12 protein-coding genes and 1 other annotated feature are annotated in these 13,342 nt (G+C 54.1%); of the genes, 10 read left to right on the top strand and 2 right to left on the bottom strand.

The annotated features are described in order from the left end of the window. Positions 1-151 precede the first annotated feature (151 nt). On the top strand, positions 152-1,018 hold the full coding sequence (locus tag MJ257_RS18900) for a VOC family protein (protein ID WP_240270695.1): 867 nt from the start codon (positions 152-154) through the stop codon (positions 1,016-1,018). 102 nt (positions 1,019-1,120) lie between these two features. Then, positions 1,121-1,690: a GNAT family N-acetyltransferase gene (locus tag MJ257_RS18895; RefSeq protein WP_240270694.1), complete on the top strand. Its 570-nt coding sequence runs from the start codon at positions 1,121-1,123 to the stop codon at positions 1,688-1,690. Positions 1,691-1,751: 61 nt separating this feature from the next. On the opposite strand, the gene MJ257_RS18890 is transcribed toward MJ257_RS18895, so the two are convergent. After that, complete coding sequence (locus tag MJ257_RS18890; protein ID WP_240270693.1) at positions 1,752-2,600, bottom strand: SDR family NAD(P)-dependent oxidoreductase; 849 nt, start codon at positions 2,598-2,600, stop codon at positions 1,752-1,754. A 180-nt stretch (positions 2,601-2,780) separates the two neighbouring features. Here MJ257_RS18890 and MJ257_RS18885 point away from each other — a divergent pair, with 180 nt between their 5' ends. The 5 genes from MJ257_RS18885 (at position 2,781) to MJ257_RS18865 (ending at position 8,995) form a co-directional block, all read left to right on the top strand. Further along, a complete protein-coding gene (locus tag MJ257_RS18885) occupies positions 2,781-3,290 on the top strand; it encodes a MerR family transcriptional regulator (RefSeq protein ID WP_240270692.1) in 510 nt (169 codons plus the stop codon). A gap of 86 nt (positions 3,291-3,376) precedes the next feature. Next, a complete protein-coding gene (locus MJ257_RS18880; RefSeq protein ID WP_240270691.1) occupies positions 3,377-3,646 on the top strand; it encodes an ACT domain-containing protein in 270 nt (89 codons plus the stop codon). A 20-nt stretch (positions 3,647-3,666) separates the two neighbouring features. Further along, a complete protein-coding gene (locus MJ257_RS18875) occupies positions 3,667-5,022 on the top strand; it encodes a PFL family protein (RefSeq protein WP_270406802.1) in 1,356 nt (451 codons plus the stop codon). A gap of 19 nt (positions 5,023-5,041) precedes the next feature. Beyond that, a complete protein-coding gene (locus MJ257_RS18870) occupies positions 5,042-7,009 on the top strand; it encodes a GTP-binding protein (RefSeq protein WP_240270689.1) in 1,968 nt (655 codons plus the stop codon). A gap of 67 nt (positions 7,010-7,076) precedes the next feature. Beyond that, positions 7,077-7,308, top strand: a binding site (T-box leader). Between the two features lie 127 nt (positions 7,309-7,435). After that, complete coding sequence (locus tag MJ257_RS18865) at positions 7,436-8,995, top strand: 2-isopropylmalate synthase (RefSeq protein ID WP_240270688.1); 1,560 nt, start codon at positions 7,436-7,438, stop codon at positions 8,993-8,995. Positions 8,996-9,061: 66 nt separating this feature from the next. Here the strand turns inward: MJ257_RS18865 and MJ257_RS18860 are convergent, their stop codons facing one another. Then, positions 9,062-9,241 (bottom strand): small acid-soluble spore protein H, encoded by a 180-nt coding sequence (locus tag MJ257_RS18860; protein ID WP_068785695.1) that lies wholly within the window; start codon positions 9,239-9,241, stop codon positions 9,062-9,064. A 210-nt stretch (positions 9,242-9,451) separates the two neighbouring features. Here MJ257_RS18860 and MJ257_RS18855 point away from each other — a divergent pair, with 210 nt between their 5' ends. The 3 genes from MJ257_RS18855 to MJ257_RS18845 all read left to right on the top strand — a co-directional run bounded on the left by MJ257_RS18855 (position 9,452) and on the right by MJ257_RS18845 (position 13,294). Further along, on the top strand, positions 9,452-11,626 hold the full coding sequence (locus tag MJ257_RS18855; RefSeq protein ID WP_240270687.1) for a 5'-nucleotidase C-terminal domain-containing protein: 2,175 nt from the start codon (positions 9,452-9,454) through the stop codon (positions 11,624-11,626). Positions 11,627-11,762: 136 nt separating this feature from the next. Beyond that, complete coding sequence (locus tag MJ257_RS18850; RefSeq protein ID WP_240270686.1) at positions 11,763-12,542, top strand: class I SAM-dependent methyltransferase; 780 nt, start codon at positions 11,763-11,765, stop codon at positions 12,540-12,542. A 65-nt stretch (positions 12,543-12,607) separates the two neighbouring features. Beyond that, complete coding sequence (locus MJ257_RS18845; protein WP_240270685.1) at positions 12,608-13,294, top strand: DUF8580 domain-containing lipoprotein; 687 nt, start codon at positions 12,608-12,610, stop codon at positions 13,292-13,294. Positions 13,295-13,342 lie beyond the last annotated feature (48 nt).

Raw genomic sequence — 13,342 nt, 5'->3', positions numbered from 1 at the left:
TTGAATAGGGGGCTTTTTTGGGTGCAGAATTGACAACTCGAGTTCCTGTAACTATACTGATTACAACAATTAAATGTAACAAACATTGTTACACCTACTGACCCAAATCGATATTGTATTTTTTGTTCCTATTCGAAGGAGGAAATCAATCATGGCTCATCCCTTGCCTATTCACCCCGCCGCACAAATCGGCGTTGTTCAGCTCAAAGTCCGCGATCTCGACCGCTCGCTTGCCTTTTATCAGGAGGTGATCGGCTTCCGGGTGCTGCGCCAAAACGGCTCGGTCGCGGAGTTAACCGCCGACGGCCGAAATCCCTTGCTGATTCTGGAGGCGGATCACCGCTATCGGGTTTTGCCCGAGCGGTCCGTGTCCGGATTATACCATTTTGCCATTTTGGTTCCCGGCCAAGTGACGTTGGGACTTGCACTACGCAATTTGATTCGCCATCAGATCCCGGTCGGACAAGGCGATCACCTGGTCAGCGAAGCGCTGTATCTGAGCGATCCGGATCAGAACGGGATCGAGATCTATGCGGACCGTCCCCGGGACACCTGGCAGAAAACCGCTGAAGGCGAAGTTCTCATGACGACCGATCCCGTGGACATCGATAACCTGCTGACGCTGTCCGAGCAGGCGGAGTGGAGCGGTTTGCCGGAAGGGACCCGCATCGGCCACGTGCATTTTCACGTAGGCGATTTGTATCAGGCGGAACAGTTCTACTGCGGCATTCTAGGATTCGAGGTCACCGCCCACTATGGGGGCGCGGCTCTATTTATCGCCGCGGGCGGATACCATCATCATATCGGGTTGAACCTTTGGGCCGGCAAAGGGGCGCCGCCGGCGCCGGAGGATGCGGTGGGCATTCGTTACTTTACCACGGAACTGCCGGACCTTCCGGCCTTGGAAGCCGTAGAGAGCCGGTTAGCCGAAGCCGAAGTGGCTTATGAGCGGGAGGGGAATGAACTCCGACTGCGCGATCCGTTTGGCATCGGAATCAGACTGGCGGTTACCGCCTAAGCGAACGTTTAATAGTAAACCCGAAATGAATTGACACTTCCTTTCGGCGCGGTCCTTCACCTATAATAGATTTACGTATACTCTAGGAAAGGACCGGTCGTTATGAAATTGTTCCCCCAACTGGAAACGGAACGGTTTGTACTGAGAAGGTTGACGCCGAAAGACGCTGCCGATTTGTTCCACTATTTCTCCAACGACGAAGTGACCAAATATTATGATTTGGATCGTTTCGTGGAGCTCCGGGAAGCCGAGGAGCTGATCCAAAAGTGGAACAGCAGGTATGTGGAGAAGCGGGGCTTTCGCTGGGCAATCACGGTCAAAGCCGAAAGCGACCGGGTCATCGGCACCTGCGGGTTTCACAACTGGTCGAAGGATCATTTTAAAGCCGAGGTCGGATACGAGCTGAATCCGGACTATTGGCGCCAAGGCGTCATGACCGAAGTGCTGCAGGAAATCCTGCGGTTCGGGTTCGAAGATCTGGGGCTGAACCGGATCGAAGCATTCATCGACCCGGACAATATCCGGTCCAGGTACTTGCTGGAGAAAACCGGCTTCCACGAGGAAGGATATTTGAAGGAAACCTTCTTTGAGAAGAATCAATTCGTCGATGCCGTTCTATTTGCGTTGCTGAAGAAGCAATATGAAGCGAAACGGAACCGGAACTTCCGGTAAAAAAAGAGATTTGTTCCCGGCCGATCGTCCGGTGGAACAAATCTCTTTTCTTCGTTTGCCGTCACTGCCGGAGATACTCGGTCTCATAAACCGTCCGGACTTGGTTCAGCACCGTTTGGGCATGCTCCCGGAATTTGATCTCTGCAGGTCGGCCTTTTATCAGGAAGACGCCGGTTTGACCTCGATACTTCCCCAGCGCCCCGGTGTACAACAGCCCTGCCCCATGGGTCGGCGGGGAAAAGAACAGCTTCATGACCGGCTTTAGCCAGATCGGCAGTCCCGAGCGTTTCCCTTTACGGAGGGTATTGTTGCTTCCGGGATCAACGCTGCGGATCTCGATGCCTTCATCCGCAAGCTGCGGGGCGACGGTTTCCGTCCACAGGGAAAGCGCCAGCTTGGAGGCGGCGTAAGGACCAAACAACCTACGGAACGATGTCGGCCGCGCCAGCCGGTCCGGATCAAACGATTTAACCCGGGTGAGCACCGCCGAAGAAGTATTGATGACGGTTTTCAAGCGTCCCCGGTTCAGTAACGGTTTCAATTCCATCATGAGAATATAAGGCACGACTGTCATCACCTCGTAGTGAAGCTCGCGACCTTGCTTCGAGTACTCCAATTCCGGAAAGCTGCGGCCGGCATTGTTAAACAGCACGTCAATTCGTTCCTCGTTGGCTTTGATTTGCTCGACCGCTTGCCTCAGACTGGCAAAGTCGGATAAGTCCGACGTCCTGTAGGTTCTTAGGCGTCCGGCTTGAGCCGCGCTTTGGAGCTTCCGATCGTCTGCCGGCCAGTCGGAACGGTTCAAGCCAATGACTTGCCATCCTTCGTTTAGCAGAATACGCGTTAACTCCAGCCCGATACCGGCGCTGGCCCCCGTAATTAAGGCGATATTTCCACGATTTGTGCGCATGTTTGTAATCCCTCCTGAAAGAATTCTATAGACCCGGATCCTGTCTTGAGGCTGATTGTAGATCTTGGAGTCGACTCCAAGTCAAGCCGGTTTTTCATGGAAAAGAGAAAGTTGACTTGGAGCTGGCTCCAAGTTATATAATGCAGAATGAGATTCTACCAAAGAGCAGGAGGAAGAAGCATGGCGAAGCAATCTGTCGAAGGGCCTACCTTTACCATCAAGCAAGCTTCCGATCTAACCGGCATTACAGAGGATACGATCCGGTATTATGAGAAAATTGCGCTCCTGCCTCGGGCCGAGCGGAAGGAGAACGGTCATCGCGTTTACCGCCAGGAGGACCTGGATACGATCAAACTGGTCAATTGCTTGAAAAAAACCGGAATGCCGCTGGACGAAATGCGGCCATTCCTGAAGGTGTCCGCCGATGCCGATCCCGGAGAATATCCGGAGCTGGTCGAGCAGATGGAACAGCACCGGGCCAACATCGTGGAGCAAATCGCCTCGCTGCAGCAGGTGGTCGAGTTCATCGACTTGAAGCTGAAGCAAGGGAAGTACCGTGTCGTGGACTGCGAGGCCGAGGGCGTTTCCGGCTCCTTCTCTGACGGCAAGAAAGCCGCATCGCCAGCAAAACCCCTATCGACGTCCGAAATGCGTTATTTTTCCGCGTCACCGAGTGAAAGCCGTTATTGAAGATTTGCCGTTCTTTTGCCATAATAAGCGGAGCAGACGACTCGTCCGCACTGCGGAGAGTCTTTAAATTAAAGGGGGAGCTTCGTTTGAAGGGGATTATCACCGTACTGGGTAAGGACAAAGTAGGCATTATCGCCAAGGTGTGCACGTATCTGGCCGATAATAACGTTAACATTCTCGATATTTCGCAGACGATCATTCAAGGTTATTTCAACATGATGATGATCGTCGATATCACCGCGCCGACTAAAGAATTCGAGAAGCTGGTCGAAGAACTGCAGGAACTGGGGCGCTCCATCGGCGTGGAAATCAAGCTGCAGCACGAAGATATTTTTAACACGATGCACCGGATCTAAAGAAGGGAGGGGACACCATGATCTCACGCGTAGAAGTACAAGAAACCAATTCGATGATCCGCGAGATGAACCTCGACGTGCGCACGATTACGATGGGCATCAGCCTGATGGACTGCGCTCACGAGGACATGAACGTATTTAACCGGAACATCTATGATAAAATCACCCGAACGGCGGAGCATCTCGTTAAAACCGGCGAGGATTTGGAGAAGCAGTTTGGCGTGCCGATCGTTAACAAACGGATTTCGGTGACTCCGATCTCGATCGCCGCGGGCGGACTCAAGACCGATACGTTCGTGCCGGTAGCCGAAGCGCTGGACCGAGCGGCCAAGGAAGTGGGCGTCAACTTTATCGGCGGGTTCTCGGCCCTGGTGCAAAAGGGCTTTACGAACGGTGACCGGGTGCTGATCGACAGCATCCCTGAAGCGCTGGCCGTGACGGACCGGGTTTGCTCCTCGGTGAATGTCGGCTCCTCGCGCAGCGGCATCAATATGGACGCCGTGAAACGGATGGGCGACATTATCCTCCGGACGGCCGAGCGGACGGCGGACCGGGGTTCCATCGGCTGCGCCAAGCTGGTCGTGTTCTGCAACGCGGTAGAGGATAACCCGTTTATGGCCGGGGCGTTCCACGGCGTCGGGGAGCAGGAATGCGTCATCAACGTGGGCGTCAGCGGTCCCGGCGTGGTGAAGCGTGCGCTGGAGGAAGTCAAGGGCAAGGATTTCGAGACGTTATGCGAAACGATCAAGCGGACGGCGTTTAAAGTGACCCGGGTGGGCCAATTGGTGGCGCAGGAAGCCTCGAAACGGCTGGGCGTTCCGTTTGGCATTATCGACCTGTCGCTCGCCCCAACGCCGGAGATCGGCGATTCGATTGCGGAGATCTTCCAGGTGATGGGTTTGGAGGAAGCAGGTGCGCCCGGAACGACGGCGGCGCTGGCGATCTTGAACGACAACGTGAAAAAAGGCGGCGTCATGGCCTCCTCGTACGTCGGCGGTCTCAGCGGCGCGTTCATCCCGGTCAGCGAGGACCACGGCATGATCGAAGCGGTGCAGCGCGGGGCGCTGACGCTGGAGAAGCTGGAAGCGATGACGTGCGTGTGCTCCGTCGGTCTGGACATGATCGCGATTCCCGGAAGCACCAGCGCCGCGACGATTTCCGGCATCATCGCCGACGAAGCGGCCATCGGCATGGTTAACAACAAGACGACGGCCGTCCGGATCATCCCGGTCATCGGCAAGGACGTCGGCGAGATCGTGGAATTCGGCGGCCTGCTGGGCTACGCGCCGATTATGCCGGTCAACGCCTTTAACTGCGCACCGTTCATCGAGCGGGGCGGACGCATTCCGGCGCCGATCCACAGCTTTAAAAACTAGGCGGCGGGGGGACGCGGCCATGCATAAAACGATAGGACTGCTGGCGCACGTCGACGCCGGCAAAACGACCTTTGCCGAGGCGCTCTTGTTTCACACGCAAACGATTCGCAGCCGCGGCCGGGTCGACCACCGCGACGCCTTCCTCGACAGCCACGAGATCGAGAAGGCGCGCGGGATCACCGTGTTCGCCGATCAGGCGGAAATGAAGTACGGGGAATCGACGTATTTTTTGCTGGATACGCCTGGTCACGTCGATTTCTCCGCTGAAATGGAACGGGCGCTGCAGGTGCTCGATTACGCCGTCACCATCGTCAGCGCCGTGGAAGGCGTCGAAGGACATACGGAGACGGTCTGGCAGCTGCTTCGCTCCTACGGGATTCCGACGTTTTTCTTTATCAACAAAACCGACCGCACCGGTGCAGACCCGGATCGGGTTTTGGAGGACATCCGCTCCGAGCTGAGCGGCGATGTGCTGGACTTGTCCGGCTGGGCGGAAAGCGGCAATTTGGATGAATGGCGCCAGGCCTGGTTAGCCGAACGGGAGGAAGCGCTGCTTGAGCTTTTTCTGGATGGAGCCGGTTCGGATGAGGAATGGAACGCGCACTTGGCCCGTCTCGTTCAAGTCGGACGGGTCTTTCCCTGCTTGCAGGGATCGGCCTTGCTGGACATCGGCATCGATCCGTTTCTCAATGCGTTGGATCGCTTGACGGTAACCACGTATGATCCTCGGCTGCCTTTTGCCGGCCGCGTCTACAAAATTCGGCATGACGAGCAAGGGACGCGGGTGACGTTCATCAAAGCCCTGCAGGGGGAGCTGAAGGTTCGGGATGAAATCACGTATGGCCCGGAAAGCGAAGGAGACCCTCGTACGGAAAAAGTGACCGGCATCCGCAAATACAACGGCCAGCGCTTCGTTCAAACCGAACGGGTCAGCGCAGGCGAATTGTTCGCGGTGACGGGGCTCACCGAAGCGTATTCCGGCGAAGCGGTCGGGGCGCTGCGCGATACGATCCGCCGCGAGCTCGCGCCTACGCTGCAATCCAAGGTGCGGTTCGAACCGCCGCTGCATCTGAAGGAAGTGCTGCGCGTCTTTCGGTTGCTGGACGCCGAGGATCCTACCTTGGGGACGCGCTGGGATGAGGCGCTGCAGGAGCTGCATATCCACGTAATGGGCAAAATCCAGCTGGAAATTTTGCAGCAGGTGCTGCAGGAGCGTTTTCGGATGAATGTCGCGTTTGGTGCACCGGAGATTTTGTACAAGGAAACGATAGCCGCTCCGGTCGTTGGCTGCGGACATTTCGAGCCTTTAGGCCATTATGCCGAGGTCCATTTGCGGCTCGAACCGGGGGAACGGGGAAGCGGCGTCACCTTCGTGAACGCCTGTCACGCCGACGATTTGTCCGTTGGTTATCAGAACTTGATCGGGCAGCATGTACTGGAACGGGAGCATCACGGCTTATTGACCGGCTCGCCCCTGACGGATGTGAAGGTGACGCTGCTGACCGGACGATCGCATAACAAACATACCAGCGGCGGGGATTTCCGCGAAGCCACCTATCGCGCGCTGCGGCAAGCGCTGGAGCAGGCAGAGAACCTGCTTTTGGAACCGGTGTATCAGTTTAAAATAAAAGCAGGGTTGGATCATCTGGGTAAAGTGTTGACCGACATCCAGCAAGCCCACGGCCGATTTGACCCGCCCGAAACGGCTGCAGAGACGGCCGTCATAACCGGCGTCGTCCCGGTGGCCACCTTTATGGATTACGGGGTTGAGCTGGCTTCCATGACACATGGCAAAGGATCCATCACGTTGAAATCCGGCGGTTACGAAGCTTGTCATCAAACCGAAGCGGTGATTGACCGTAAGAGCTACAACAAGAACGCGGACCCGGCCTACACCTCGACTTCGATTTTTTGCGCAAAGGGCCAAGCGTATTCGGTGTCATGGGAGGAGGCGCCGAGTAAGATGCACGCCTCGGTGGAAGCTTAACCTTAAGAGTCCGGGATGTATTGACAATCCGCCGTAGGGTGCATATAATAACCAATAATTCCATATGCCAAATGTGTTGATTAGAAATAGTAAAGATGACTTGACCTTTCAGAGAGCCGCTGGGTGGTGCGAAGCGGCAGCGTCCGTCATGTTGAACTCGTCTATGAACAGCTGCCTGAAATGTAGGGTAAGCCGGGATTCCGCCGTTACAGGGATAGATGGTGTTGGCCATCGAAGGAGATCATTTCGTCACGTGAAATGAATTAGAGTGGTACCGCGGGTTAAACCTCGTCTCTATTGCAGAGACGAGGTTTTTTTGTTGATTAGAGACCGGGTTTAATCAGCCCCGCTTGAGATAGATGCCAAAAACGCAACCCAAACCGAGGACTTCAAACAATCAAATCCAAATCAGGGAGGAACGCACAGATGGACCGTTACCGCAACATTATTGTATTGGATACAACGTTACGCGATGGGGAGCAAGTTCCCGGCGCCAAATTAAACGTACGGCAAAAGCTGGAGTTTGCCCAGCAGCTGAAGCGCCTCCGCGTCGATATCATCGAAGCGGGTTTCCCCGCCTCCTCGCAAGGCGATTTTCAGGCAGTACAGCAAATTGCCCGAAGCGTAGGAGACAGCGTGGGCATCACGGCTTTGGCCCGAGCGGTCAAATCCGACATCGATACCGTCTACGAAAGCATCCGCGAAGCGGATCAGCCGCTGATCCATATCGTGCTCGGGGCATCCAACGTACACGTGGAGAAGAAGTTTAACCGCTCGCAGGATGCCGTGCTGCAGATGGGCGTCGATGCCGTGAAATATGCCAAGACGCTGCTGCCCGATGTTCAATACTCCACTGAAGATGCCTCTCGGGCGGACTTCGAGTATTTGTGGAAAACGATCGAGGCGGTCGTCAAAGCCGGCGCCACGATGATTAATATCCCCGACACCGTTGGTTACGCGGAGCCTGAGGAATTCGGCTGCCTGATCCGACGCATTCAGGAGCGGCTGAAAAACCTCGACGAGCGGGTCATTCTCAGCGTGCATTGTCACAACGATCTCGGTTTGGCCACGGCGAATACGTTAGGCGCCATCAAGAACGGAGCGGAGAAGATCGAATGTACGATCAATGGACTCGGTGAACGAGCAGGTAACGCATCGCTCGAAGAAGCGGTGATGGCCCTGAAAGTCCGCGAAGCGCTGTACGGTTGCCGCACGAACATCGATACGAAGGAGCTAACCCGCACGTCGCGGCTGCTTACCCATTTAACGGGTCTTGATGTGCAGGTCAATAAGGCGATCACCGGCGATAACGCGTTCGCCCATTCCTCCGGCATCCATCAGGATGGTTTGCTGAAGGATAAGCAGGTATACGAGATCATGTCCCCTGAAGAGGTGGGGGCTGAAAGCATGGAGCTGATCCTGACGGCTCGATCGGGCCGGCATGCCGTCAAGCATGCGGTAGAGAAGCTGGGTTTTGATTCGTCCGATGCCGTGGGGTTCGAACGGCTGTTCCAGCGATTCTTGACATTAGCTGATGCGAAAAAAGAAGTCTACGACCACGATCTCTACTATCTGCTGAGCGAACAGCAAGTGCAGAACGAATCCAGCCATTCGCTGTTCGAACTGGCTTCGTTCCAGGTGATGACCAACGACGTTTGCCCTACTGCCACCGTCGTCTTAACGATGAATGGGCAAGAGCGGAAGGGCAGCGCCATCGGGGACGGACCGATCGACGCTTTATACAGCGTGATCAAGTCGTTAACCGGCATTGACGCCAAGCTGACCTCCTATAAGATCAATAGCATCTCCCATGGTAAAGAAGCCGTCGGACGCGTGAACATTCAGCTTGAAGCGGGAGGAAAAACCTATTCGGGGCGCGCCATGGACACTGATATCATCAAAGCGAGCGGGCAGGCATTCGTGAACGGGATCAATGCGATGATTTTAGCCGGCGCTAATTTGAGTGACATAAGTAATGTTATGTAAACCTATTTTTCGAGAGTAAAATAAAAAGGCAGAAGGGAGGTTCAAAACCAACCCTTCTGCCTTACTTTATTGCTCGTTGAGCTGAGATAATGCGACTTCTTTTTCGTTCTCCGGTTGGCCAAGCGGAAATATCCGTGCGGTTTCGTTCTTCTCGTCAACGTGTTGAATGTAAATCGGCACGCCATCGCAAGTAACGTCTACCATGGAAGGGGAAGCGACGATCTCTTTTGCCCGTTGGCTGTTCATAGGGTAACCTCCAGTTAGAAATGGTGTTCTGTCTTCCTGCTGATCCTAAAATGCCCGGGCGAAGCGTTTCTTATTCTCGTTAGGCCGGTGAAACGCAGAGGAATGTAAAATTTAATCGTTAATTTGGTTGGAGTGATTTACATTCATATCTCTACTACTTATATTTAATAGAGTAGTGCATCAAAAAGTGGTAGAGGAGGAATGGGTTTGATGAATTGGAGAAACAAAACTTTCGGTAAACTGCTGGCGATCAGTACGATCGTAGCCGGACTTGCTTCCGGAGCGGCCGGGCTGCCCGTAAGCGCTGCCGATCCTGTGGGCACAGGGGCCAAGGACTACCAGTTGCGCGTTCTACATACGAATGATACGCATGCGCACCTGGATAACATTGCCCGAAGAGTTACGGCTGTAGGCGCTGCCAGGAACGATCATACGCTGTTACTGGATGCGGGGGATGTTTTTTCCGGAACGTTGTATTTCAATCAGTTCAGCGGTTTGGCCGATCTGTTCTTCATGAACGAACTGAAGTATGATGCCATGACGTTTGGCAATCACGAGTTCGATAAAGGTCCTAGAACCTTAGCCGAGTTCATCAAGCAGGCTAAATTCCCGTTCGTCAGCGCCAATCTGGACTTTAGCGCCGATTCTAACCTGAAAGGGCTAAGCCATTCCGGGTTAGGCAAGCCGGGCGAGCAAGGTCAGATTTACCCGGCCGTGATTAAGGAAATCGCCGGTGAGAAGGTCGGGATCATCGGCTTGACTACGCCGGAAACCTCCGTATTGTCCTCGCCAGGACCGGGCATCAAATTCGCCGACGAAGTCCAAAGCGCGCAGAAGCAAGTCGACGCTTTGGAAGCGGAAGGTGTCAACAAGATCATCGTACTGTCGCATCTTGGCTACACCGTGGACCAGGATCTGGCTGAAGCCGTCGATGGGATCGATGTCATTGTAGGCGGTCACTCCCATACCAAACTGTCGGCACCGGAAGTGCACCATGCCGAGCAAGAGCCGACGTTGATCGTGCAGACGGGCGAATACAATCAAAATTTAGGCCAATTGGATGTCACATTTGATTCCACCGGTAAACTCACCGCTTGGAAAGGCGAACTGATTGCGCTGGACGCCAAAGATGACGCCGGCAACTTCTTGATTAAGAGCGATGCCGCGGCGGAAGCCAAACTGAAGGAATACGCAGCTCCTCTGGAAGAGTTGAAGAAAACCGTGATCGGCAAATCGGACGTCGTCCTGGACGGCGAACGCGGCAGCGTCCGCAAACAGGAAACCAACCTGGGTGACCTTATCGCCGATGGCATGCGTTCGAAGGTCATGAGCATCGTGAAGGAAACCGGGGTTAAAGGTTATGTCACGATTCAGAACGGCGGCGGCATCCGCGCTTCGATTCAGGCCGGGGATATCACCTTAGGCGACTTGCTGACGACGATGCCGTTCGGCAACAATCTGACCGCGCTGAAAATGACCGGGGCCGAAATTACCGCCGCGCTGGAAAACGGCGTCAGCGGCGTCGAAGATGGGGAAGGGCGGTTCCCGCAAGTTTCGGGCCTGCGCTTCTACTACGATTCGACGAAGCCGGGCGAAGTCATCGATGACGTTACGGGCAAGAAAACGCAAAACGGTCAACGCATCGTGAAAGTCCAAGTTCAAAACGAAGACGGCACTTATGCGGATATCGATCCCAAAGCTTATTATATTGTAGCGACCAATTCATTCATGGCTGCGGGCGGAGATTTCTACGCTTCCATGAAACAAGCGAAAGACGACGGTCGGTTTTACGAACTGAATCTGGTGGATTATGAAGTGTTCCGCGAACACCTGGATCAAACAGTTACGGTAAAGGCTGCCTCCCAAGGCCGAATTACGGACCTAAAAGGAGCCGCTCTTCCGGCGGAAGCCGGCGGAGCAGCACCGACAGACCCAGGCTCGACTCCAGACACGGGTTCGGTCGGATTTACGGACATTTCCTCTGATCCCCATGCCGCGCTGATCAAAGAAGCGGCGGCAGCCGGGATCGTGCAAGGGTATGGCGACGGAACCTTCCGTCCCGCCGCTAAGGTGACGCGAGCCGAATTCGTGGTCATGGTCAGCCGGGCTTTTCATGTTCCCGAATCTTCCGTAGCCACCGGGTATACCGATATTTCCGATGTCCCGGACTGGGCCTTGCCGGCGGTAAAAGCGCTGAAGGCAGCCGGGGCACTCGAAGCGCTTGTCGATCAATCGTTCCTCCCGAAAAACACGCTCACGGTAAAAGAGGCTGCCACGGTCATCGCTGAAGCGTCGGGCAAAGATGTCAACCTGGCGGGCTTATCCGCCGATTCTAAAGTTACGCGCAGCGGCCTGGTGTTGCTGTTAACGACCGCTCTAAAATAAATAAACAAATAAACAACCCACCACACCGCCTATCTGTAAATAGATTAGGCGGTGTGTTTTCGTGCATCTTTTCCTTGCATTCATCGCTTAACATTGCTTATATTCTCCTCAACTTTCAATCGGGAGGTCATGGAAGATGAAGGAGATTCAGCAATGGTACGACAATCAGTATGATGAATGGGAACGGTTGGAAAGACATAAAATCGAATTCGACATCACCAAACGTTATCTGGACGAATATGTCACCGGTGATCATTTGCAGGTGTTTGATATCGGAGGCGGCCCCGGAAGATACACGATCTACCTCGCAGAAAAAGGGCACCAGGTTACCCTGCTTGATTTATCAAAGCGTCATATCGAGGTAGCGCGCGAAAAGGCCGATGAACGCGGGGTTTCTTTAGCAGGTACTATCCATGGGAATGCCTTAGATTTAAGCGGAATTATCCAAACGTTTGACGTGATTTTGCTCATGGGCCCGCTGTATCATTTGGTTAAGGAAGCCGATCGCAAGACGGCGGTGGAAGAGGCATTGAGACATCTAAAACCCGGCGGCCTCCTCGTCGCTTCGTTTATTTCGAATTATGCGCCGCTCCAAGATTACCTGGCCAATTTGCAGCCTGTAGAGTCGATAGACCAGTTACTTGGTTATTTAACCCATGTCGAGAACAAAACGTCCGAAGGCTTCACCACCGCCTATTTCACCGATTTCAAAGAAGCCAGAAGCTTGATGGCAAGCTTCGGTTTGGCGGAATTGGCTTTTGCCGGCGTCGAAAATATATTAGGCAGCAAAGAAAACGAAATCAACCGGTTAACCGATGACGAGTATAGGAAATGGCTGGAGATCGGGTACCGCTTGAGTCAGGACGAGAACCTGATGGGAACCAGCCTGCATTTTTTATATATCGGACGGAAATAAGACGGACATGGATTGATCAATAACTTGTTGCGTCGAATAGAGTAATGGGGAAGGAGGGATCCACCATGCTTCAAAAGTATGCGACTCTTATGAAATTCTTGGTGTTCGCGATGGTCTTATCGCTTACGGCATGCTCAGGAGGCACAGCTGATCCTTCTGCCAATTCTGAACCTTCACCTCCTGTGAAGGAAGAGGTGACGTCTTCCGCGCCGGAGAACGGGAACGGAAACGAGAACGAAAAAGGGAACGAAAAAGGGAACGAAAAAGGGAACGACCCTGATTCGACGCGCCCCGCGGTGGCGAATTTTGATCTGATGACAGGCGAGGGGAACCAGACGCTCAAGGCTAACTTGCAACAAGGGGAAGGCTTCAGTTTATACGTATTCGACAAATTCGCCTTTGACGCTGCCAAAGACCGTCTGTATCTGAGCAACCATCCGGAATACGAAGTGACGATCGAACCGCTGCCTTCAAATTATGATCTGGATCAGCTAAAAGTTAAAGGCCAAGAGGAACTGGGGTCATCGGGGAAAGTATCCGATTATAGCGGCGAGCTTGTCGAGCATCCCCTGGGTTCAGCCGAAATTTATCTTCAAGCCTCAGGCGCAGACGGCATTAGCGATTATATCGTGTGGAAATCAGAAGCCGGTGACGGTTTTCTGTTCCGCCTTCACAATCCAAAAGGCGAAGAGGCGTCAGATTTTGCCGGGCCGGTTCTAGTGTCGTTATCTACAGTTCAAATCGATTCGTAGATCATTCGTACTCCGCTACTGGATTGGCGAATAGTACAAACAGAAACG

Origin of the sequence: Paenibacillus timonensis, assembly GCF_022427145.1 — a bacterium.
In the GTDB taxonomy this organism is placed as follows: Bacteria; Bacillota; Bacilli; order Paenibacillales; family Paenibacillaceae; genus Fontibacillus; species Fontibacillus timonensis.
Note: the sequence above shows the minus strand (reverse complement) of the source record. Positions and strands in the feature narration are given on the sequence as shown.